This is a genomic window from Thermofilum pendens Hrk 5 (assembly GCF_000015225.1).
Classification (GTDB): domain Archaea; phylum Thermoproteota; class Thermoprotei; order Thermofilales; family Thermofilaceae; genus Thermofilum; species Thermofilum pendens.
The window spans coordinates 527,941-550,078 of sequence record NC_008698.1 but is presented as its reverse complement, the minus strand read 5'-3'; the positions used below and the strand labels follow the sequence as shown (position 1 = coordinate 550,078).

19 protein-coding genes, 7 tRNA genes and 1 pseudogene are annotated in these 22,138 nt (G+C 53.7%); 15 read left to right on the top strand and 12 right to left on the bottom strand.

Annotated elements, in window-relative coordinates:
• Nucleotides 1-30: 30 nt before the first annotated feature.
• Genes TPEN_RS03105 through TPEN_RS03090 form a run of 4 tightly spaced genes read right to left on the bottom strand, consistent with a single transcriptional unit; the run spans nt 31 to nt 5,227 of the window.
• Nucleotides 31-1,371: a (Fe-S)-binding protein gene (locus TPEN_RS03105; protein WP_011752264.1), complete on the bottom strand. Its 1,341-nt coding sequence runs from the start codon at nt 1,369-1,371 to the stop codon at nt 31-33.
• Nucleotides 1,368-2,159, bottom strand: coding sequence for a hypothetical protein (locus tag TPEN_RS03100; RefSeq protein WP_011752263.1), 792 nt, complete (start codon nt 2,157-2,159; stop codon nt 1,368-1,370). The genes TPEN_RS03105 and TPEN_RS03100 overlap by 4 nt, the downstream gene beginning before the upstream one ends.
• Before the next feature lie 9 nt (nt 2,160-2,168).
• A complete protein-coding gene (locus TPEN_RS03095; protein ID WP_011752262.1) occupies nt 2,169-3,959 on the bottom strand; it encodes a nickel-dependent hydrogenase large subunit in 1,791 nt (596 codons plus the stop codon).
• Nucleotides 3,956-5,227 (bottom strand): NADH-quinone oxidoreductase subunit B family protein, encoded by a 1,272-nt coding sequence (locus tag TPEN_RS03090; RefSeq protein ID WP_011752261.1) that lies wholly within the window; start codon nt 5,225-5,227, stop codon nt 3,956-3,958. The genes TPEN_RS03095 and TPEN_RS03090 overlap by 4 nt, the downstream gene beginning before the upstream one ends.
• A 244-nt stretch (nt 5,228-5,471) precedes the next feature.
• Between TPEN_RS03090 and TPEN_RS03085 the strand changes: the two genes are divergently transcribed.
• The gene (locus TPEN_RS03085) at nt 5,472-6,170 is read left to right on the top strand and encodes a hypothetical protein (RefSeq protein ID WP_011752260.1); all 699 of its coding nucleotides are present in this window, start codon (nt 5,472-5,474) and stop codon (nt 6,168-6,170) included.
• Nucleotides 6,130-6,678: a hydrogenase maturation protease gene (locus TPEN_RS03080; RefSeq protein WP_011752259.1), complete on the top strand. Its 549-nt coding sequence runs from the start codon at nt 6,130-6,132 to the stop codon at nt 6,676-6,678. Before TPEN_RS03085 ends, TPEN_RS03080 begins: the two co-directional genes overlap by 41 nt.
• Before the next feature lie 42 nt (nt 6,679-6,720).
• Here TPEN_RS03080 and ppsA read toward each other — a convergent pair whose 3' ends face one another.
• Nucleotides 6,721-9,195, bottom strand: coding sequence for a phosphoenolpyruvate synthase (gene ppsA, locus TPEN_RS03075; protein ID WP_011752258.1), 2,475 nt, complete (start codon nt 9,193-9,195; stop codon nt 6,721-6,723).
• Between the two features lie 295 nt (nt 9,196-9,490).
• On the opposite strand from ppsA, the gene TPEN_RS03065 reads away from it, so the two are divergent.
• Nucleotides 9,491-10,651 carry a tryptophan--tRNA ligase gene (locus tag TPEN_RS03065; protein ID WP_011752257.1) on the top strand — a complete coding sequence of 387 codons (1,161 nt, stop codon included), beginning with the start codon at nt 9,491-9,493 and terminating at the stop codon, nt 10,649-10,651.
• A 382-nt stretch (nt 10,652-11,033) separates the two neighbouring features.
• Here TPEN_RS03065 and TPEN_RS03055 read toward each other — a convergent pair.
• Nucleotides 11,034-11,121 (bottom strand) — tRNA-Ser (locus TPEN_RS03055).
• A 92-nt stretch (nt 11,122-11,213) separates the two neighbouring features.
• On the opposite strand from TPEN_RS03055, the gene TPEN_RS09750 reads away from it, so the two are divergent.
• Nucleotides 11,214-11,334, top strand: a tRNA-Glu gene (locus TPEN_RS09750).
• A gap of 151 nt (nt 11,335-11,485) precedes the next feature.
• Nucleotides 11,486-12,676, top strand: coding sequence for a Cdc6/Cdc18 family protein (locus TPEN_RS03050; protein ID WP_011752256.1), 1,191 nt, complete (start codon nt 11,486-11,488; stop codon nt 12,674-12,676).
• Between the two features lie 12 nt (nt 12,677-12,688).
• Here TPEN_RS03050 and TPEN_RS03045 read toward each other — a convergent pair whose 3' ends face one another.
• From TPEN_RS03045 to TPEN_RS03035, 3 genes are all read right to left on the bottom strand, one after another.
• Entirely contained in the window at nt 12,689-13,456 is a 768-nt protein-coding gene (locus tag TPEN_RS03045) for an ATP/GTP-binding protein (RefSeq protein WP_052885075.1), read from the bottom strand.
• Nucleotides 13,457-13,515: 59 nt separating this feature from the next.
• Nucleotides 13,516-13,632 (bottom strand) — tRNA-Ser (locus TPEN_RS03040).
• A gap of 150 nt (nt 13,633-13,782) precedes the next feature.
• Nucleotides 13,783-13,885 (bottom strand) — tRNA-His (locus tag TPEN_RS03035).
• 401 nt (nt 13,886-14,286) lie between these two features.
• On the opposite strand from TPEN_RS03035, the gene psmA reads away from it, so the two are divergent.
• The 6 genes from psmA (at nt 14,287) to TPEN_RS09940 (ending at nt 18,576) form a co-directional block, all read left to right on the top strand.
• Nucleotides 14,287-14,985: an archaeal proteasome endopeptidase complex subunit alpha gene (gene psmA, locus TPEN_RS03030; protein ID WP_245534178.1), complete on the top strand. Its 699-nt coding sequence runs from the start codon at nt 14,287-14,289 to the stop codon at nt 14,983-14,985.
• Nucleotides 14,986-15,054: 69 nt separating this feature from the next.
• On the top strand, nt 15,055-15,762 hold the full coding sequence (locus tag TPEN_RS03025; RefSeq protein WP_011752253.1) for a ribosome assembly factor SBDS: 708 nt from the start codon (nt 15,055-15,057) through the stop codon (nt 15,760-15,762).
• An 11-nt stretch (nt 15,763-15,773) separates the two neighbouring features.
• Nucleotides 15,774-16,472, top strand: a complete 699-nt coding sequence (gene rrp4, locus TPEN_RS03020) for an exosome complex RNA-binding protein Rrp4 (protein WP_052885074.1) — start codon at nt 15,774-15,776, stop codon at nt 16,470-16,472.
• Nucleotides 16,469-17,206 (top strand): exosome complex exonuclease Rrp41, encoded by a 738-nt coding sequence (gene rrp41, locus TPEN_RS03015; RefSeq protein ID WP_011752251.1) that lies wholly within the window; start codon nt 16,469-16,471, stop codon nt 17,204-17,206. Before rrp4 ends, rrp41 begins: the two co-directional genes overlap by 4 nt.
• Entirely contained in the window at nt 17,206-18,024 is an 819-nt protein-coding gene (gene rrp42 / locus TPEN_RS03010; protein WP_011752250.1) for an exosome complex protein Rrp42, read from the top strand. Before rrp41 ends, rrp42 begins: the two co-directional genes overlap by 1 nt.
• 409 nt (nt 18,025-18,433) lie before the next feature.
• Nucleotides 18,434-18,576: transfer RNA gene (locus TPEN_RS09940), tRNA-Pro, on the top strand.
• 11 nt (nt 18,577-18,587) lie between these two features.
• Here TPEN_RS09940 and TPEN_RS03000 read toward each other — a convergent pair.
• Nucleotides 18,588-19,058, bottom strand: coding sequence for an Lrp/AsnC family transcriptional regulator (locus TPEN_RS03000; protein WP_011752249.1), 471 nt, complete (start codon nt 19,056-19,058; stop codon nt 18,588-18,590).
• A gap of 116 nt (nt 19,059-19,174) precedes the next feature.
• Here TPEN_RS03000 and TPEN_RS02995 point away from each other — a divergent pair.
• Both TPEN_RS02995 and TPEN_RS10050 read left to right on the top strand, forming a co-directional pair.
• A tRNA-Arg gene (locus TPEN_RS02995) sits at nt 19,175-19,273 on the top strand.
• 73 nt (nt 19,274-19,346) lie between these two features.
• Entirely contained in the window at nt 19,347-19,874 is a 528-nt protein-coding gene (locus TPEN_RS10050; protein ID WP_011752248.1) for a GTP-dependent dephospho-CoA kinase family protein, read from the top strand.
• Between the two features lie 627 nt (nt 19,875-20,501).
• Here TPEN_RS10050 and TPEN_RS10170 read toward each other — a convergent pair.
• Nucleotides 20,502-20,582 (bottom strand): annotated as a pseudogene (locus TPEN_RS10170) (TFIIB-type zinc ribbon-containing protein); the annotation flags it as partial.
• Nucleotides 20,583-20,741: 159 nt separating this feature from the next.
• The gene (locus TPEN_RS02985; RefSeq protein ID WP_011752247.1) at nt 20,742-20,987 is read right to left on the bottom strand and encodes an Lrp/AsnC family transcriptional regulator; all 246 of its coding nucleotides are present in this window, start codon (nt 20,985-20,987) and stop codon (nt 20,742-20,744) included.
• 429 nt (nt 20,988-21,416) lie between these two features.
• Here TPEN_RS02985 and TPEN_RS02980 point away from each other — a divergent pair.
• Together TPEN_RS02980 and TPEN_RS02975 are read left to right on the top strand one after the other, a co-directional pair.
• A tRNA-Gly gene (locus TPEN_RS02980) sits at nt 21,417-21,513 on the top strand.
• A gap of 58 nt (nt 21,514-21,571) precedes the next feature.
• Complete coding sequence (locus tag TPEN_RS02975) at nt 21,572-22,114, top strand: nicotinamide-nucleotide adenylyltransferase (protein ID WP_011752246.1); 543 nt, start codon at nt 21,572-21,574, stop codon at nt 22,112-22,114.
• Nucleotides 22,115-22,138: the final 24 nt, after the last annotated feature.

The window sequence follows — 22,138 nt, the reverse complement described above, 5'->3', positions numbered from 1 at the left end:
AATGTACGTGATAGAAATAAAAATATTTTTTTAGTCGAGGGCTTCTGCGACTACTTCCGCTAGTGTCTTTAGGGTGACTTTGACGTCGTAGGCTCTGGTTGTGAAGCCTAGGGTATGTATGCATCCGATGCACGCCGTGACCACGGTTGAGGCGCCGGATTCCTTGATCTCCTGTACTTTTTCACGGCCGGCGATAAGCATGTCCCTGTATAGTTTGTCCAGGAAGGCTTTCTCGTTCTCGGAGACTTTTAGAGGTATACCCATCACCTTCTCCATAAACTCTTGCGTCGGAGGAACTATGCACGCTATGGAGCCACCTCCCCCGCAGCATTTACTGAAAAGCCCGTGGCTCTTGAGCTTTACAAAGTTCTGTGAAATGCTGGATAGAACCTCGACCGGCTCCTCTATTAACCCGCCGAAACGCCCCATTTTGCACGGGCTATGCCATGTTATGCGCTCCTGCGTTTGTTTAAACTTGACCTTTCCTTCTCTCAAAGCGTCCACTAGCAGTTCCACGACGTGTACGACCTTGAAAGACGGCTCCTCCCCGACGATGCGGGGCAGGTCAAACCTGAAGAAAGTGTAGGGGTACCCGCCGTCGCTGAACACCACGTACTCCGCTCCAATGGACTTTATGTAGTCGTATATCCTTTTCGCGACAACCCTCACCGACTCATCGTCCCCCGCAAGCGAGCCTATAGGAGCCCTTATGGAGAGAGGGTTCCTCGGCATGGTCCAGTTGAGTCCTAGCTTCGAAAGTATCCTTGCGGTAGCCGGTATAGCCCCAGGCGTAATCATCGCCTCTGCCAGCGACGGCATGTAGAGGTATTTTGCCCCCTTCCTGTCGAACTCCACGTTCGCTACCTCCAGCGTTTTCCTTATAACGTCCTCCCATAGCCCTCGGAAGCCAGGGTTTTCGGCGAACATTCCGCTGGTCTCGGCGTCTACCATCAGCTTGAGCAGGGACGGTATCCTGCCAGTCTTCGCTAGGAAGCCTCGCAGAGTCTTTATCATTTCGCCACTGTGAATTCCGAAGGGGCACGTAATGTAGCACAGGCCGCAGTTGGTGCAGTGGTAGGCTAGGTCAACCCACTTGTCGAGCTCCTCCTTTGTTTTTGGGAGCTTCGCGCCGAAGAGCCACGGGAACAGCCTCGGCAGTATGTTTACCTTGCCGCGGTAAATGTTCCGCAGGGGTTCCGCCTTGCTTACAGGGCCGTACTCCTCCCCCACCGGCGTGTAGGGGCAGTTCACCTCGCAGAGCGCGCATGAAACACAGTTTTCAAGGAAGTGTAACGATACTGGTGTAAGGTGCGAAGTTGTCTCCTCAGCTGCCCTTCTAACGTCCTCGTAGTTGTAGCCTTCCCAGCTCATAGGGATCCCCTATTGAACTTTAACTCGTACCACTCGTGGAGCTTGCCGTACCAATACCCGAACACGAAGTGCCAGAACTTGGTGAAGGGAAGTAAAGCCACAAGAAGCTCTGCGAGCAGTATGTGTAGCCCCAGCATAAACCTGTACGTAGTAACGTCCGGGCTGGGCAAGTGGTGCGTTGCCAGGAAACCCGTGACAAGTATCGAGAGTAAAAGTGCTAAGTCGAAGAAGTCGCCAGCCCTCACGTGCCTCAGCCGGTGGTAGAGCCTCACGAGCTTGTCCCCAAGCTTGTAGGATACGCCTATAATCGCGAGTATCGCTAGGAGGTCCCCGTTAAGGATTAGGGTTAGGGGTCCCCACACGCTGTTCGTGAAAACCCACCCCATCTCGCTTGCCGGCAACACGTTCGCGAAGAAATACTGGGACGCCGAGGTTATAGAGGAGGGTATAGCGAAAGGCTTTAGCAATGAGTAGAGAGGGATCCAATAGCTGAACATCGCGACGTGCTGCGATAGCAGGAATATCAGCGGTATAACCCCCAGTATGTGCAGGGCTATCAGTCCGCCGACGAAGTCCGACTTTCGCTTCTTAGCTGCCTGAACAAGTGGGTCGAGGAACGTCACTACCAGCCCGACGAGTAGCTTTCCGATGGGTCTAGCACGCCTAGGGGCAGAGTAGCCCCGCTTCCAGAGGAACAGGTACCTCGAAAGCCTGTAGGCTACCCCGAAGGCCAGCGTTGCGACCACGTAGGGCGGAAGCACGTATATAGCCAGGTCTAGCAGGTCCATTCTAGGGCTTCACCTCAGTATCATCTTCTTGATTACTCTCCCGTTTCCGACCTGTATGTGAACCGCGCACGCAATGCAAGGGTCAAAGCTCCTGATAGCGCGTACGAAGTCGAGGCCCTCCCAGCTGTCTGGCGGAACCTCTTCCGTCACTACGCTGTTAGCTACGCTCTGCTCGAAGGGCGACATGCCCCACTTGTCCTTCGGGCTGACATTGCCGGTCGTGGGAGCGTGTATCTGGTAGTTAACTATTCTGCCGCCCTCCTGTACCACCCAGTGGCGCACAGTTCCCCTGGGCGCCTCCGTAAAGCCCACGCCGAACGTTCTCCGGGGCGGCGGGTTCCACGGGTTGGAAGTCTTCGTCCTGCCGCTCCTCACAAGCTCCACAGCCTTGACGACGTTACTCCACGCCGCCGCCACGTCCGCTACTACGTTGAACGCTCTCGCTAGGACTCTCTGCAACGTCGTAGAGTGGGGCGGTGCCCTCCACTCGAGGGTCATCTCCTCGACTACGGAGGGTGGGAGGTCGTCGGCGCCGCCGCTCCTGGGCAGGTCTACCCTTAGTATCCCGTTTCCGGAGCCGAAGTCGCTCGGCTGGTACGCGGTGACAGTTAGCCTAGCTATAGGTCCAACCTCGAACGGCGTTATTGTTCCATCCTTCCACACGAAGCGGACGTGGGTAGCCCAGTTGTACTTCCCGTTCCAGTCCGGTGCACCGGGCTTGGGTATTGTTGTCTTGTTCCACGGGTGGTAGGCTACGTCGTACTTGCCCCAGAGCAACGGGTTGCCCTCGGGGTCCTTTTCCGTGTATATAGGCAGTTTCCCTTTCCAGTCTTCGTACAGGCTTCTCTCCACGTGCTCCATGATACTCAGGTTTATCTCCTTGTAGCTCTTAGTTACCAGCTCGCCGTTAACAAAGGCTCCGGGCTTGATCGTCCTCTTGCTCATGGCAGAGTCTACATTCTTGTAGAAGTCCTCCGGAGAGCCGTTAAGCGCCGAGTAGGCTTCGGGGTCGTCGAAAAGCCCTCCGCTAACCATGTTGTGCCTCCTGTAAGTCAGTCCCTGCTCTTTGTAGCCGTGACGCTCCTCGTAGAACCATACTATGTCCTGCCAGACGGCGTAGAGGAACTTCGCCCAAGCTGTCAGCTTCGTTAGCCTGTACGTATACCCTATCAGAAGGTACTCAGCGTTGGTAAGGTCCGTGGAGATGCCGCCCGGGATCAGCGTCGAGGGGTGGCTGTGCCTACCGTATATCAGCACTCCCGCCTCGCGGGCTATCCGCGAGTACTTCACAGTCAGCTGCCAGAGTCTCCCCTCAATCGGGTTAAGAGCCCTCATTATGTCCGCTATCTTCGGAAAACCGTGTATATCCCTGTTGGGCGCATCAGTTCTCTCCGCATCGCTCCACACACTGGGCGTCAGCTTCTTTACTATGAGCTCGCTGTAGTCGGGTCCGCCGAGCATGTTGAGAATTAACGGGTGGTCGTAGAGCGCGTCTGTCATCGCGAACGCCATGTTCCTCAGCACGACTCCGAGAGGCTCAGGGGCAACACCATAGGCCATGTCCACGGCGTGTGCAGAGGCGTTCGCATGGGAGGCTCCGCAGACGCCGCAAATCCTCGAAGTTATGTGCACAGCGTCTTCTGGAGGTCTGCCCCGCAGGAATACCTCGAACCCTCTGAACATCGTTGCGAATACCCATACATCGGTAGGCTTCTTCGTCGCGGTGTCAACGAGGGCCCTTAAGGCTAGGTGCCCCTCTATCCTCGTAATCGGGTCTATGAATACCTCCTTTACGCTCATTCGGCCTTCACCTCCTTAATCTCCTTAGCAACCTCCTCCTTCCTCTTCTCGATGCTCTTCGACGCGCCGTAAGCAAGGCCAACCCCTGCTAGCAACGCTGCGATAGCCGCTACACCTTCTAACCCGCTGGGAACGCGCGGCGCCTGCAACGGCTTGTAGAACGGCTCGTAAGCGTCCGTAAAGCCCGGCATAGTACACCCTATACACACGCCGCCCGTCCTCGTGGGTCCTCCGACTCCGTTAACCCACCCTAGCTTGTTCCAAGGACAGTTAGAAATCGGACCCTTGCACCCTACCGCGTAGAGGCACCGGTAGGAGTTCTCGCCTGGATAGGCTCTGAAGTCTCCTGCAGCGTAGCTACCAGCTCTCGGACACTGCTCGTGAACCGTGTTCCCAAATATGAACTTGGGACGCCAGTACTTGTCCAGCTCCGGTAATGGTAGCAACCCCTTAGCCCACAAAACAAGAGCAGCTAGTGCACGTAGCTGTCCGTTGCCGTTAGCCGGGCAACCTGGGACGGCCATCGCCGGCCTACAGTCGGGCCTTATCTCCCCGGGCTTCAGCGTGCACTGTCCTGTGATAAACCTTCTGAAAGGTTCGGCTTCCGGCAACGTGCTTACAAGGCCCTTGATACCCCTAATGGGGTCGTCGAAGAATCCTACAGCGCCCGTCGGGCTATCAGACCAGCTGGAAGAAGGTAGACCCGGTACCCTCTCCAAGACCTTGTTCGCGACGAGCCCTCCGTAGGAAGCGCAGTTACCCATGGTAACCACAGCAACAGCCCTTGGAAGGAGCCTCCGCATCCATTCTACGCAGGATATTACCTTCCCGTTCTCGTCCCCTATGTAGCAGTAGGAGTCGCTTCCGGGCGGGCCTCCTGCCTTCTCGTCCTGCGGAAAACTTCCCTCGAGTACGAGAACAAAGGGGTCAAGCTTTCCCTGAGCAGCTGCGCGCGCTATGCTTAAGGCCCCCTCACCCCACTCAGGCATTACTGTCTCGTGGAAAGCTAGCTTCACGTTTCCAGGTCCCACGAGGTGGAAGGAGCCTCCAAGCACATCTATGAGGTCGGGCTCCGTGGCCTGTATTAAAGCCGTAGTGTTTCCTGCGCAGTCCTGGGCCTCGAACCAGACGATGTTTATGCTACCGCTCTGCGCCTGTGCCACCGCCAGTCTGACAAGCTCGTCCCAGTTCAGTGATGCAAGCAGGGCTGCCACTCCGCCCATCTTTAAGAAATCTCGGCGTGAGATGCTAATGCCTTTCAATGACATAGGCTTTCACGCTGTCAAATCTTAATAATCACTAACACTAATAAATGCTTAGCCTATTATTTTACTGTAGCTCTGTAGCAAAATCGCTAAAAAAAGAAAAAGCATATTTTTCTTTTATCAGAAAAATACCTGTTTAATAATAAAAAATCAAAAAGAAATTACATGAAAAAGTCTTTATATATAGCAATAGCTAGCGTTCCAGACTAGGTTTAAATCCCGAGCATGAGGGTAAATCTGAGAATGGATGTACGGCAATTTCGAGAGAGAGTGGTTAAGACGACTTGCAAGAGCATATGCATTTTGGAAGAAGTTCTGGGACGATCTACTGCCGAAGCCCGAGAACCCTCTAACAAGAATCGTTTTCACTCTTCCTAAAAAGGAGGAGGAAAGCATCGACGAAATAGCGAGAAAACTCGAGGAGGCGGGCCACGGGGATTTCGTGCGCGCGCTCCTAGCGGAGAAAAAACCGAGAGTGCTTCTCGGTTTCCTCTACTATGCTGGACCAATCGGTGAGGCAGTCTACGGGGTGTACCGCTACGCGTCTTCTCACGTGAAGTGCAGCAACGTGGTGGTAGAGGATTTCTCAGCGGACGCTCTTACAGTCAGCGACGCGATAGCGAAGTGGAAAGCCGACAAAATAGTAGTATTCACGGCGAAAAAACGCGGTAGAAAACCAGCACTCTACGCTTACTCGCTCGTGCTACGCAAACCCAGAGAATGGGAGGCTGTAGAAGCCATACGCCCCAGCCTGGAGGGCTCGCTGGATATAGACGACTTGCTGAGGGGACTCTCCGTGTTTCTCCCAGGAACCACCATACATGTCTACGAGTGTGAGCCCGCTGAAAATGAGCCAGACACTTGCGAGAAATCTCTCATCGATGCGGTCATAGGGGAGGTTTCACATGAATGCATCTCCGAGGATCCTAATAATGGGAGTCGGTAACAGGATGTACGGGGACGACGCATTTGGACCACTCTTCGCAGAAGCGCTCGAACAGTGTGGTGTTCCAGCCTTAAACTCAGAGTTAGACGTGTTCACAGCGGTATCTCACCTCGAAGGAGTAGACCTGCTAATATTCATCGACGTAGTCGATAAATCGTTCGGAGAACCCGGCGATGTCGTAGTGCTCAGAATAGACCCCAGAACATTGAGCCCCGAGGAGGTCGCTACGGCGATTTCCTTCGAGACTTCCGCGCACCAGGTCACTCCAGCACACATAGTTTTGCTCGGCTACTCCTCCGGGTTTTTCCGAGGAGAAGCCTACGTTGTAGGAGTAGTTTCCGAGCACACGGATTTCGCTAGAAAAATGTCGAGCAGAGTCGTAGCGGCAGCAGAAAGAGCCTGCTTAAAGCTGAGGGAAATAGCCCGAAGCGCCGAGATCAATTGTGTATGCGTTCAAAAAGAATTCCGAAACATCGTTGCTCGCTATTCTCAGGAATTCGCAGAGTAAGAAAAATGTGAAAAATGGATAAGACTATCGGACTGCCTGTTCCTAGAATTCTTCGTCGACCTTGCGTGCCCAGATGTTCCTAAGCCCTTTCCTTGTTCGCCTCATAGGCCAGCCTAGATCCTCGTCGTACCTCTCTATCCCTAGGCTCCTCTCCAGGATCACTCTGCGCTCTATCGACGCGACTAATTCGCGCGTTTTCGCTACTACGTCCGGGTTTACGCTAATGCTGTCGATGCCCTGCCTTACGAGAAACTCTGTGAAGTCCGGGTAGACGCTCGGTGCCTGGCCGCATATAGAGACTGTCCTGTAGCCATAGGGGGACTTGTGCGCCTTCTCTATCAGCATGGCTATCGCAGTCCTCACGGCGGGGTCTCTTTCGTCGAAATACCTTGGATCAATCTTCGGAAGTATCGCGCTGTCCCTGTCAGTTCCCAGCGTGAGCTGGGTCAGGTCGTTGCTTCCTATCGAGAAGCCGTCGAAGTACCTCGAAAACTCCTCCGCCAGGAATATTATACTCGGCACCTCCGCCATTGCCCACACCTTGAAGTCCCTGCTACTCTCCAAGCCCTCCTCTGCCAGTAGCTTCACGAACTTCTCAGCCTCCCACAGAGTCCTGACGAAGGGAGCCATGACCCAGACGTTGCCTAGTCCCATCTCTTCCCGGACCTTCTTTATGGCTTTAACCTCCAGCCGGAAAGCCTTCTCGTACTGCGGGCTGATGTACCTGCTAACGCCGCGCCAGCCCAGCATCGGGTTGTCCTCCTGTGGCTCGTACTTCTCCCCTCCCTTGAGCTGGCGGTACTCGTTCGTCTTAAAGTCGCTGAACCTCACGACAACGGGCCTCGGGTATATCTCGCGGGCAACGAGGGCTATTCCCTCAGCCATCTTGTTTACCAGGACGTCTCCCCTACCGCTCTCGAGCAGGTAGAGCGGGTGCTCCCCAACGTAGCTGGCCATGATGAACTCTACGCGCATCAGGCCTATGCCGTCGAACGGGAGATCCTTGTAGTCCTTAATCTTCTCGGGAACACCCAGGTTCATGTAGATCTTCGTAGCCGTTATGGGCTTCCACACTATCTCGATGGGAGCCGCGGCGACAGCTTTCTCCTCCTTCTTGGCTCCGAGTAGCTCCTCGACCCTGCCTTCGTACACTATGCCTGCCCGCGCGTCAACAGTGTAGTCCTTCCCGTCGACCAGGACCTTCGTCGCCTCGCGGGTACCTACGATCACCGGTATTCCAAGCTCTCTGCCGACAATCGCCGCGTGCGCCGTCATGCCTCCCTCATCGGTAACTATTGCAGCAGCCATCTTCATGTATGGAACCCAGTCCGGGTCCGTCATTGTAGTTACCAGGATATCGCCCGGCTGCATCTTCCTTTGAGCGTCTTCAAGCGAGAGACAAATCTTCGCCTTTCCGTAAGCCACGCCGGGGCTAGCCGGGAGACCTTTAAGCACAGCCTTAGCCTCCGCAACGCTCTTTACAGACTCCCCGGTTGGCTGCGCCTCCTTCCTGCTCCACACAGTCTCGGGACGTGCCTGAACTATGAACACGCTTTCTGGGAACTTAAGGTCCCTATCGACGGCCCATTCAATGTCCATCGGCCTTCCGTAGTGGTTCTCGATCTTCACGGCGAGCTCTGCAAGCCTTAAAACCTCCTCGTCCGTTAGGGATGGCGCGTTCCTCCTCTCCGGCTCTATCTCGCGCTCAACGGTGCGCCCGGTGACGGGGTCTCTTACAAGCTCTACACGCTTCTCCACAATATTCCTGGCAATTATCTTCATGGTCTTCTTGTCGACTATCCACTCATCCGGCGTAACCTTGCCGCTGACAACGGCTTCCCCGAGCCCCCAGTGTCCCTCTATGACGATTTTATCCCTATCGCCCGTGACCGGGTGCAAAGTAAACATTACACCTGCCGTGCGGGAGTTAACCATCTTCTGCACAGCTACGCTTATAAGCACCTTCTCATGGGCAAAGCCCTTGCTCTCCCTGTAGAATATAGCCCTCGGCGTGAAGAGGCTGGACCAGCACTTCCTAACCTTCTCTATCACCTCGTCCTCGCCTTTCACGTTGAGGTAAGTCTCCTGCTGGCCCGCAAAGCTGGCGTCCGGAAGGTCCTCAGCGGTAGCGCTACTCCTCACCGCAACAAACTCCTCTTTTTTGCCGACCCTCCTACACAGCTCCCTGTACGCTCTGCGGATCTCCTCCTCTATATCCTTCGGCATCGGTACACTTTCGATCAAGGCGCGAATCTCCTTGCTAGCCTCCATGTAGTCCTCCGGTTTCGCCGCTCCCTTGCCAACCCTAGTCCTTATTATCTCGTAGATCTTATCCCGTATACCCGTCTCCTCTATGAACCTCTTATAGGCATATGCGGTAACGGCGAAGCCAGGAGGAACCGGTATGCCCGCATTGAGCATCTCTCCCAGGTTCGCGTTCTTTCCTCCCACTATCGGCACGTCCTCCTTTCTCAGCTCCTCGAACCACAAAACTATCTTAGTGCTTTTATCACTCATACCCGTGTCGTGTGGAAGAAGCTTGCGCAATTAAAAAAGGTTTCTGAAATAGCCCTATTAATTACGTCGTATACGCGTACACCGACGTGCACCAAGCATCTCCAATGAGAAAACTGCAGCAATGTGTTGAGATATGCGTGAGGAGCTCCGGGTGGACGCTAGATTTTTTATCCCCGAAAATCCAGGAGATTTTCGCGTCCCCGATGACTGAGCAATCCCCGAAAGGGGAGAAGAAGAGGGGGCGCAGGGGGACGTTGCGACAAGCATTTTACCCCTGAAAAGATCATTAAGGGGTATGAGCGAAGGCTTTAGAGAAGGAGATTTCAGCGTCACACCTTGGGAGGCAAAAGGCAAGATAGACTACGACAAGTTGATCCAGGAATTCGGCGTAGAAAAGCTTGGAGAAGAACTTCTAAGCAGAATAGAGAGGATTGCCGGCGGACTTCACCCTCTACTCAGGAGAAACTTCTTCTTCGCGCACAGAGACCTAAACCTCGTGCTCAACGACTACGAAGAGGGGAGAGGGTTTTTCCTCTACACGGGTAGAGCGCCCAGCAACTCCCCTATGCACATCGCCCACATAGTACCCTTCATAGCCACTAGATGGTTCCAAGAGAAATTCGGGGCAAACGTCTACATACAAATACCCGACGAGGAAAAGTTCCTCGCAAAGAAAGTCGAAACCCTCGAAGAAATCGAAAAATACGCGGTGCAAGACATCCTAAACATAATTGCTCTCGGCTTCGACGAGAATAAAACATTCATATTCAGAGATACCGAGTACATATCAAAACTCTACAAACCCGCAGTCCTCGTAGCTCGGCACATAAACTTCTCAACAGCGCGAGCCGTCTTCGGCTTCGACAACGAGAGTACAATAGGACTAATATTCTACCCCGCGCTTCAAATAGTACCTACCTTCTTCGAAAAAAAGAGACCTCTAATCCCCTGCGGGATCGACCAGGATCCCTACTTCAGACTTCAAAGAGATATAGCGCCCAGGCTAAACAGGTACAAGGCTGCCGAGGTTCTTTCAAAGCTTGTCTGGGGTCTTAAAGGTCCTGAGACGAAAATGTCTGCCTCAGAACCAGATACCGCCATACTGCTCAGCGACCCTCCTGAAACTGTGAAGCGAAAAATAATTAACGCGTACACTGGTGGAAGAGCAACAGTGGAGGAGCAGAGGAGGCTTGGAGGCGTCCCCGAAGTGTGTACGGTGTTTCACTGGTACTCTGTCCTATTCGAGGATGACGACAAGAAGCTCTTGGAAAGATACCATGCCTGCAGGACCGGTAAACTTCTCTGCGGAGAATGTAAAGCGGAGCTTGTAGAGCGTATTAATTCCTTCCTTGAGCGCCACAGAGCGCGCGTGAAAGACGCTGAGAAAAAGATGCACCTCTACCTCTACGATGGAAAGCTGGCCCAGGAAATGTGGAACTGGGAATACAGACCATAGCGGGAGTAACAGCGAAAATATCGTGAAAGTTATCCAGAGGTTAGATAAATTTCCCTGCTTTCTGGATAATTTTTCCAATAAGAACTTATGCGTGCGAAAAATTCATATAGAGAGGCAGAAATATTCACGTGAGGCGCGCCCCCGGAAAGTCCACCCCCCGCTACCAGAGGACAAGCGGGGTGGGGAAGCCAGGTATCCCGCGGGGCTCATAACGTTCGCGGGAGAAACCCCGAGGACGGTGGTTCAAAGGGGGGCGCGCCTCTAGTTTCCATGATCTTTTAGACGAAGCATCTAAGTTGATGATGCGGCCTCCACACAAGAATAAGGCGTTTTCAACGTAAAACAACTTCTAGTTGTATCTGCGTCAAGTGTGATCGGAGAATGGCGCCGGGGCCGGGATTCGAACCCGGGCACCCTTAACGGGTAATGGCTCTCCAGGCCATCGCCTTGGTCCGCTCGGCCACCCCGGCCGCGCGTTAGACTATAACAAACCCCTTGATATTAAAATTTCGCGTGCTAAGAGAAAAACATATAACTGGTTCTTCGACGTTTTAGGTGCGTAGCCCCGGTCGTCTAGCCCGGTCAACCTGCAGGGGGTTGAGAGGATATCGGCCTTTCGAGCCGAGGAGCCCGTGCGACGGCGGGCGCGGATATCCCGGGTTCAAATCCCGGCCGGGGCACCATCCCCTGTTCTCTGCGTGGCGGCTAGCAGTTGGTATGATTCTACGTGTGCTTTGTACATCTGTAAGACTGTGGTAGCACGTTCGGGTTTTAGTCTCTTCTAAAGTATTGCTTAATGTAACCTCTACTTCTACTGGATCCTATGGATGCTGCATGTCGCTAGAGGAGATATTTGACCAGTACCTTGGCTCAAGGATCTATAAAGCCCGAGAGAAGCTTTTACCCGACTATGTCCCTGAGGATCTCCCGCACAGAGACGAGCAGATAAAGCGCCTTGCCTTAACGCTGGCTCCCGCTTTGAGTGGTAGCAGGCCGTCCAACGTGTTTATCTACGGGTTAACGGGTACCGGTAAGACTGCCGTTACGAAGTACGTCTTAAGGAGGCTTGCCGAGAAGGGAGGAGGGCGCATAGAGTACGTCTACATAAATTGCCGGCAAAACAACACTAGCTACAGGGTGCTCGCAGAGCTCGGCAAGTTCTTGGGCGTGAAGATACCCTTCACGGGGCTCGCGCTCGGAGAAGTTATGAAGAGAATAACTCAGGCTCTCGACAGGAAGCACAGGATACTGATAGTAGTGTTGGACGAGGTGGATAACCTCGTGAAGAGGAACGGCGACGACGTCCTATACTACCTTACCCGCGTAAACGAGCAGTTGACGAACACGAGGGTCAGCGTCATTGGGATAACGAACGATTTGAAGTTCACGGAGTTCCTCGATGCTAGGGTGAAGAGTAGCCTAGGGGAGGAGGAACTGGTGTTCCCGCCTTACAACGCGATACAGCTGGAAGACATCCTCCGCAGGAGGGCTAAGGAGGCTTTCCACGAGGGCGTAGTCAGCGACGCCGTGATAAAGAAGGTTGCGGCGATAGCCGCGAGGCAGAACGGTGACTGCAGGCTGGCCCTCGACATTCTTTTGAAGGCTGCGGACATAGCGGAGCGCGAGCGCGCCTCCGAGGTCACAGAGGCCCACGTGGACAAGGCTAGGAACGAAATAGAAAAGAACCTCACCGTGGACGTCATAAAGACTATGCCCCTCCACGTCAAGCTTGTTCTCGCGTCTATCTACCTTTTAACGAAGGAGGGGGGCGCGAAGACTATAACCACGGGGCTTATCTACGACAAGTACAAGGAGCTCGTGACGAAGGTGGGCATAGAGCCCGTTACCAGCAGGAGGATAACGGACATACTCAATGAGCTCGACATGGCTGGCATAATAAATGCCAGGGTTATAAGCCTCGGCAGGTACGGTAGGACGAAAGTTGTGGCTCTCGGAGTGCCCCTAAAGAACGTCGAGGAAGGCTTGCTCTCTGATATCGTGATAAGCGCGGTTATAGGCGGGTAGCGGCGCGAAGCCCTACGTTAGGTCTCCGCACGCGCAGAAGATCTCGTGGAGCATGTCGTAGAGCTCTTCAAGCCCTTCCCACGTTAACGCACTGACAAGAGGCACCCTTGTCGCGAACCTGTACTCGTCCAGCACGCCAACCACTTTCTCGGACATCTCCCCGAGCAGTCCTCTCTCCGACTTTAGCTCCTCCAGGAGAGAGGAAGAGTCCGACAGTGCCCGGCTAAGCCTTTCCCTGGTCTCGGAGGACACGTCGCTCTTGTTGATCACCGGTATCACGTCGACTCCCAGCCTGAGCTGAACGATTGTCGCCAACAGCCTCAATGAGACCACGTCCTGGGGGCGCGCGGCGAGAAGGTGGTCAAAGATGAGTACACCTATAATGTAGCCCACTCTCCGCATAGCCTCTACGAATTCTACACCCAGGTCTCTGAAAAGAAAGAGCTCCATCTGCCCCGGCGTATCGACGAGGACGTAAGGCTTGGGAGATCTACCTATCCGTTCCACGATTTCCGGCAGGTACTCTCTGGCGAGCTCAATACTCCTTATTAACGCCCCGTTCGGCCCCAGCTTCTCCCTAGCCATCACGTCTTCAACCTTAACGTATTCCCGGATGTTTACCTCCGCGGCGTATGGCGTGTAGGGGGCTCCGGGATCCAGGTTCACGTACAGCACGGGTACTAGTTGCTTCTTCTCTATCCACTTACCTAGCGACGCTACGAGAGAAGTCTTCCCGGAGCCAGCCGGGCCTAGCATTACGATGATGCTCTTCCTGACCACGCACACAATAGATACTCGGGGTTTTAAGACCTTTTCACGAAACACTTGAAGGCAGAGAATGGCGCCGGGGCCGGGATTCGAACCCGGGCACCCTTAACGGGCAGTGGATGCCTCGCGGACAGATCTCGAGTGTGGCTCCAAGTGTCCACCGCCTTGGTCCGCTCGGCCACCCCGGCCTAAAAAGATAACGTCTACTCCACTTTTATTCTTTACTTTACGCGAGCTTACTGGCGCCCGTGCCGCGCTTGACTGGTGCGCGAAAGAGAACGGAGACTGGCTTCCAGTGCAACCCCTGTAAAATCTTAGGAGAGAAGACAACAAGGATTTGGGGCCTCGGCCGGGATTTGAACCCGGGGTTTCCGCGCGCGCCGCTCACGGCGCCTCTTCGGCTCCACAGGCCGACGTGTTCCCAGGCTACACCACCGAGGCCTCCTCTACCTCTACTACTTCTGTTCTCTTAAACTTTTCGACTGGGCTCAAGCATGCAAAAGGAAGGAGAAAGCTAGACACCCTTCCCGGTGGTTTCCTACTTTTAACGCCCTGACCCCCAGTTTCTCGACGCGCGCTGTACGAGGTCGAGTACATAGAACTACTACGACTGGGACAACTTGGTAATGAAGCCCGACTTCGACCTGAAGGAAGCCAAGGAGGGAGGGGAGGAGGTCTACTGAGACGAGTACTGCGCTAGAAACCCCGGGGAGTGCCACCCGGAGCTTTGCTACGAAAAGCCCGAACTATGCAAAGACCAGGAGTATCGCCGTTGCGCGCGAAGCTTTTATAACTGCCCAAGATTCCAACTTCGGGGGTGCAGTATGTTTCCGGCTGCTCCTATGGCTGGTTACGATAGAGCCATCACGATATTCAGTCCTGAGGGCAGGCTGTACCAGGTTGAGTACGCCTTTGAGGCTGTAAAGCGCGGTATGACCGCGCTCGGCGTTAAGGCTGTTGACGGCGTTGTGCTGGCTGTTGAAAAGAGGAGCGCTTCGCCTCTAGTAGAGGGCACCGAGAAGATAAAGAAGATAGATAGCCATGTCGGCGTCGCGTTTGCCGGGCTCTTCGGTGATGCCCGGGTCTTGATAGACCAGGCGAGGATATACGCGCAGTCCCACAGGCTTGTGTACGGTGAGCCGATACCGATAGAGTTGCTTGTGAAAAGGATATGCGACATAAAACAGGTGTACACGCAGCACGGCGGTGTGCGCCCCTTCGGGGTAGCTTTCCTTTTCGCAGGCGTTGACCGAAAGGGACCCCACCTCATCCAAACGGATCCCGGCGGTACATACCTGAGGTGCAAGGCCCGCGCGATAGGTGCGGGTGCCCAGAAAGCCCTAGACTTGTTTGTGAAGGAGTACCACGACGACATAAAAATCGAAGAAGCTACGCTACTAGCCTTGAGAGGGCTTAAGGAGGCAATGGAAGACGGCTTCACACCGGAAAACATCGAGCTTGCCCGGATCGATGTCTACACGAAGGAGTTCAAAATCTTCTCTACCGAGGAGCTGGCGAAACTTTTCGAGAAACTACGTTGAACGTGACGTAGCGCGCGCGAAACATTTGTTTTTAAATAAGTTAGGTTAGTTCTATGTTTGTGAGGCATCATGTCGGGTAAGAGGAGGCTAAGCATAGCTAGGCTAGAGCGGGGCGGCAAGAGGTACGAGATAATAGTGGACGTTGAAAAGGCTTGGCTCTACAAGAACGGAGAGAAACTGAACGTGAGGGAAATAATGGAGGGAGAATTCATTTACTACGACGCTAATAGGGGGTTAAAGGCCTCCGAGTCGGAGCTGAAGAAAGTGTTCGGCACCGACAACATTTACTCTGTTGCAGAGATAATTCTCAAGCAAGGAGAGTTGCTTCTCACAACGGAGCAGAGAAGAGAGCTCATAGAGCAGAAGAAGAGACAAATAATAGAGCTTATCTCCAGGAACGCTGTAGACCCGCGGACAAACGCCCCCATCCCGGCTAAGCGTATCGAGCTAGCCCTCGAAGAAGCAAGGGTGAGCATCGACCCCTTCAAGCCGGCAGAGTTACAGGTACCTGACGTGATTAAAGCGCTTAGAATGACCCTCCCAATGAAGATAATGAAGGCTATAATGGCTGTCTACATACCGGCCGCCTACGTGGGTAAAGCTTACCATGCTGTGAGCAAGATGGGGAAGGTCCTAAGGGAAAACTACAGAAGCGACGGTTCGCTGGACTTGGAGATAGAAGTCCCAGCAGGGCTACAGTCCAGCATAGTTGAGAAAGTAGCGTCTCTGACTAAAGGTTCGGGGGACGTGAAGCTCATACGTATGGAGCCCGTTTGAGAGGTGGTGCTGTGACCATACACGTTAAGGATAGGCAGATTGTTGCGCCAGGAGAATTTGTCGGCGAACAGGGCAGGTTTAGGGTAGAGGGGCAAGTCTTCAGGGTGGGCAGGAAGTACTACTCGAAGGTGCTGGGAGTAGTTACGGTGGACGAGGAGAACCGTGTCGTTAAGGTCATTCCCCTTAAGGGGAAATACTTCCCGGTAGAGGGACACATCGTCGTGGGGAAAGTTGTCGATATAGGGTTCACTAGCTGGGAGGTCGACATAAACTCTCCGTATGTGGCTGTCCTACCAGTCTCGGAGGTTACCAGCAGACCAGTCACCATCTCGAGAAACGAGCTTTCCAGGATACTCGACGTGGGCGACCTGATACTGGCGAAGATAGTGTCCTTCGATCTCAGCAAAGACCCTGTTCTCACGATTAAAGAGTCAAGGCTCGGGAAAATACCCCGGGGAACTCTCGTAGAAATTCCGCCTCAAAAAGTACCCAGGGTTATAGGTAGGAGGGGCTCCATGGTCTCCATGATCGAAGACCTCCTCGGCGTGAAGCTGATAGTGGGACAGAACGGAAGGATAGTCGTTGTGGGCGACGATCCCCAGAGGGTCGAAATAGCCGTTCTCGCTGTTAGGAAGATAGAGGCGGAGGCGCATACAACAGGTTTAACCGATAGGATAAAGCAGTTTATAGAAGAGAGGTTGAGATCATGAAGCGAGGAGCACCGGAACGGCTTATAGACGAAAACGGTAGACGAGTAGATGGACGCCTACCTGATGAAATGCGACCCTTGCGCGTAGAGGCAGGCGTGCTAAAGAACGCCGATGGATCCGCTTACGTGGAGCTGGGGAATAACAAGGTCCTAGCCGCGGTGTATGGACCCAGGGAGCCTATGCCCAGGCACGAAGCCCTTCCTGACAGAGCGATACTTAAGTGCAGGTACAGCATGCTCCCGTTCTCCGTGGCCGAAAGGAAAAGTCCTCAGCCTTCGAGGAGGGAGATAGAGCTATCGAAAGTAATTAGGGAGGCTCTTGCTCCGGCAGTCTTCCTCAACGAATACCCGAGAACATCCATCGAGGTCTACATCCACATACTCGAGGCAGACGGTGGAACAAGGACTGCGAGTATAATAGCGGGATCTGTGGCTCTCGCTGACGCCGGTATAGCAATGCGGGACCTCGTAGCGGCAATAGCAGTTGGAAAAATAGGAAACGTCCTCGTCCTCGACATCAACGGTATTGAAGACCAGTACGGAGATGGAGATATGCCGATAGCTATGATGCCTCAGCGCGGGGAAATAACGCTCCTGCAGGCGGACGGAGTGTTCACCCCGCAAGAGATCGAGGAAGCGTTGAGGCTGGCGCAGAAAGCCTTCCAAAAGATTTATGCTGAACAGGTGCGCGCGCTTAAGACCAAGTACGAGTCTGTGAAAGAGGTGGAGGAATAGTGGCTGAGGCTCGAACATTCGTTCCTTCCGTGAAAAAGGAGGTTATACTGGCCTCCCTTGCTAAGGGCGAAAGGCTCGACGGTAGGAAAGCGGACCAGTACAGGGAGATAAGGCTCGAGAAGGGTATTATAGGCAAAGCTGACGGCTCGGCAAGAGTATTCCTCGGCTCAACCCAGGTGATTGCCGGAGTTAAGCTGGCTATAGGGACCCCGTTTCCCGACGCACCGAACGAGGGAGTACAAATAGTCAACGCCGAGCTGTCTCCCGTGGCTTCCCCGTTTTTCGAACCGGGACCCCCCGGAGAGGAGGACATTGAACTGGCGAGAGTCGTGGACAGAGGGTTTAGGAGTGCGAAAGTCGTAGACTTGGCAAAGCTCTCCATAATACCCTCCGCGAAGTGCTGGACTCTCTACATAGACATATACCCCCTCGACCACGATGGAAACCTTGTAGATGCAGCAGGACTTGCAGCGCTACTCGCCCTACTAGACACAAAGCTCCCCCGAACCTCCGTCCAGGAAAATAAGATCGCTGTTCTCGACGAGAAAGACCCCCTACCCATCAACACGCTGGTCGTCTATGTAACCGTTGCCAAGATAGGCGAGTACCTAGTAGTAGACCCAACTCTCGAAGAGGAACTCACAGCCGACGCAAAGATAACCTTCGGCATCACGGAGAGAGGCGAGATCTGCGCAATACAGAAAAGCGGAGAGGGATCCTTCAGGCCAGACGAGGTTCTCCGAGCTCGAGACATGGCGTTAAAGGCTTCGTCAACCCTCTTCGAGGCTATAAAGAAAGCAGTGGAGCAAAAACAATAACAGCACAGTCCTTTGCAAGCCCTTTTTGGTGCACGTAAAGAGGAGGCCGGGCACCTCGGCGATGTACGTAGGCGAGGAGTACGTTGAGACCGAGGTGAGGAGGAACAGTGGTATGGATGAGGGTTGATGTTCTCGGCGATGCAGTAGCGGCGCGCGACGCCCCCAGGTGCCGAGGAGATTGCTCTTCGCGCTGAGCGCGGCGCATGCAAAAAGCAACGCCGAGGGGGAGGCGAAGAGAGCGGCGATGAAATGGGTGAAAGTGCTTTGAAGAAGATGAGAGCAGAGTTGGAGCTCAAAACATACGTCTAAAACCTTCCTTTTTTCTTCTCCACCACAACATGCGTACACCTCCAAACGCGCACGATATACGAAAGTTTTTAAATCCCCGTGGCTTATTTGTGCTTGCTTTGGGGCCGTAGTCCAGCCTGGTAGGATGCCTGGCACGAGGCAAAAACTCGCAGGATTCGGGATCTCGAAGACAAGAGCCCAGGTGGAGCCCGGGATAAACCCCCGGGCGCCGAATCCCGGGTTCAAATCCCGGCGGCCCCACCACTTTCCGGGGGCTAGTCGACCTTGATTCTCGTATCTTCCTTTATTACTCTCAGCACGTACATGGTCTTTGTGCTCTCGACGCCGTCTATTTTTCCTATCTCGTCAAGTAGGGAGGCGAGGTCTTCCTTGTTTTTCACTCTAACCTTGAGGATGGTCGAATACTCGCCTGCGACATCGTATATCTCTACTATTTCCGGCATTTTTTCGAGCTCCTTAAGCACTTGGGAGTACTTCTGGGGTACGGTGATCACCCCTATTATGGCGGTAACCTTTCGCCCAACCTTCTCCGGGTCTATTATCGCCTGGAACCTCTTTATAACGCCCATGGATACCAGCTTCTTTATCCTGAGGTGCACTGTCGCCTCCGATATACCCAGCTGGCTCGCTATCTGAGCATACGGAGTCTTCGCGTTATCCTGTAATATTTCCAGTATCTTCTTATCTATGTGGTCTAACTTGATTTCACTTGCACGTTCCGACATCCTGAACCACCAAGTTATTACTGCATGTACTCATTTAAAAAATTTTTTATCATTCGCACGCGGTCGCAGATAAGCGCACGCAGGATTTATATTTACTGGACAGTAACTCCGTCATGGGGCCCGTGGCGTAGCCAGGAAGCGTGGCGGCCTCCGGAGCCGCAGAGCCCGTGCGGGCGTAGCGGAAGCCCCGGGTTCAAATCCCGGCGGGCCCGCCACTTGCTCACGCTTCACGTGGAAGATAAATGCTCAACCAGCGCTGGGGAACGGTGTATGTGGAGCCGGCTTCGCATGTCGAGTAGCCCCGCCGCTAGGCGCGAGCTTTCATACTCGTGGGGCTACCTCTTCTTCGACGAGCCTCCACTCTCGGTGGAAAAGGCTTGGAGACTCGTGCAGTCATCGAGGTTCGGGAAAACGCTGATACTAGTCGGGGACGTCGTGTCCAAGTCGTTCCGCGAAAGGGGGTTGGGAGACTTCTTCATCGTGGACGGGCACACGAGGAGAAACCTGAAAGTCGAGGACCTCCCCGGGAAGGCCGAGGCGTTCACCTGCAAGAACAGGCCGGGAGAAATCTCCAGGGAGTGCTACGAGCTCCTGAGAAACCTGTTGACTAGCGCTATTGGCAGAGGTAAAAAAATCGTGGTTTACGTCGAGGGAGAGGAGGACCTGCTGTCACTAGTTGCCCTGCTGTACTGCCCCCTCAACGACTCGTGGGTTATCTACGGGAACTTTAGAGGCTACCTCGAGGTCATCCCCTGTACGAGCTTTTTCCGAAGTGTAGCAGAAAACCTTCTCGTCAAACACTTCGAGAAGGATTAGCTCGAGCAGGTCCACGTTTTTCCTCAAGCTACTTTCCGGGACTCTACACAAGTCCGCAACAACATCATATCTCACGTTAAAACCAAGGCTTCTCAGTATGATAAAAGCGAGAGCAGCAGTGATGTTCCTTCTACTCCTGCCCCCCACGTGCGGACGCACCCTTGACAGATACTCCTCAAGTAACATTCGGAGTTTGAGGGGGCTTAGGTTGTAGTAATTTCCAAGGCGGAACGAAATCTCTTCTACGAGCGTTTTCCAGTCATCAACGCACAGCGCGCCGCGCGCGTGTAGAAGATGCATCATCTTCAAGGCTCGTGACACCGTAAGCCTAGATCCCGATTCCCGAATCATTTCTACTACTTGCCGAAGTGTTACACTCGGATTGTTACGCCTTAACGTATAGTAAAGGACGACGGCGAAGACTGCAACCCCACCTCCGACTTTACGTGATGCATATAGGTACTCTTTGACAACATCATCTGCTAATGTGTTGAGGCCAAGCTTTGCGAGCATTTTTCTCGCGTAGAGCGCGCGGGAATCTTCCACAGAATATAACACCTTTTTGTTACTAGATTTACTTTGTAAACTTTCCTTCTGTACGGAATGTTCATGTTTATACCCAATTACAAGACCACAGCTGGGACACACGTATTCGTATGTTCGCCCGTCGAGCACTACCGTAGAGTTACAGTTTGGACATTTGAGCATGTGATAAACCGTGCTGGGAGGCTTTAAGGGTGTTAGAGACGCGCAGCGCTGGGGGTCGCTGGTATAAATAGTTATCGTTTATATGTTTACCCGCGCAGTACTGGGAACATGTAACTTTTAAGTAATTTTCCCCTAGTACTCCCCCGGTAACTTAGGTGTTTATTCGACTACGGGCATCGTAAGTGTGCGCTTTACTCCTGGTATCCGCCTTATTTTCGTCAGTATCATTTCCCTGATTTCCACGTTGTCTTTTCCAGTCACCTTGACTATTATATCGTAAACTCCGTAGAGCAAGTGTGCCTCGATAACTCCTGGAATATTCCTTATCTGTTCCAGCACGTCTTTCTCTTTCCCGATCTCGCAGTTTATGAGTACATAGGCGATGTTTTGAGATTGTTCGTGCATGCTCACAAGATCATGTAGGTAGTTTTCCAAATAAAAATCTTACACATAGTGAAAGATAGCTCGCGCGCGAGTCCCTGGTTTAGAGCGCGCAATCACGCGAGGAGGCTAGGGGTTGGGGCTGAAAACGCGCGTCTGAACCCTTTTTCTTCATCACGCGCGTGCACCCTGGCCACCGCGCGTCCCCGTTTTTCCACGTTGAAGGCTCTCAGTAAAGGTACCGCTAAGCATTTTTTTTCCCGCTGGCTTGTTTCCTCGCGCGCTGCCCGGTGACCGTTAATTGTGTCTCCGCGGGACGACGATGACGAGGCGTGGAAGGGAGGAGGGGGCGCTGCAGCTTTGAGCACTCGGGTTGGTTGCTTGCGGGTGCGCGATCAAGCATAAGAGAAGAATAAGTTTAAAAGGAAGATCGTACTGAGTTTTCTGGCTCCGGCGGCCGTAGTCTAGTCTGGTAGGATGGCGGCCTTCCACGCCGCAGAGCCCTGTGTAGGCGCGGAGAACCCGGGTTCAAATCCCGGCGGCCGCACCACTTTTCCGCGTAAAGAATTAATGCGTCGCTTTTTGTCTCCGCGTAAGGGTGGATGTCGATGGCCTGGCGGTGTAGAAGAGCGCTTTTCATGGGGCGTTTCCAGCCTTTTCACCTAGGGCATTACAATGCGTTGAAGTGGATAGTTGAAAGAGAGAGCGAGGTAGTTTTAGCTATTGGTAGTGCCCAGTACTCCCACAGCCTTAGGAATCCTTTCACCGTTGGAGAGAGGCTTGAAATGGTGTATGCCGTTCTACGCGAGGAGGGGTTACTCGACAGGGTTCTCGTAACGGTGGTGCCGGATACCGATGGTCAACACTCGCTTTGGGTTAAGCTCGTAGTGAGCTTTTCCCCTTGTTTCGACGTGGTGTATACAAACGACCCCTTATCGCGCATGCTGTTCGAAGAGGAGGGCTTCAAGGTTGAGAGCATACCTTTCTACGAGAGGGAGAAGTACGAGGGCACCCGCATCAGGCGGCTAATGGCGGAGGGCGGGGACTGGGCTCAGTACGTTCCACCAGCAGTAGCAGAGGTGATTAGGAGGATTCACGGAGAGCAGCGCGTGCGCTCTCTCTTCTACTTGGAGGCTGGCGGGAAGAACTGAGAACCTTTTCTCGGCGCCCCAGCG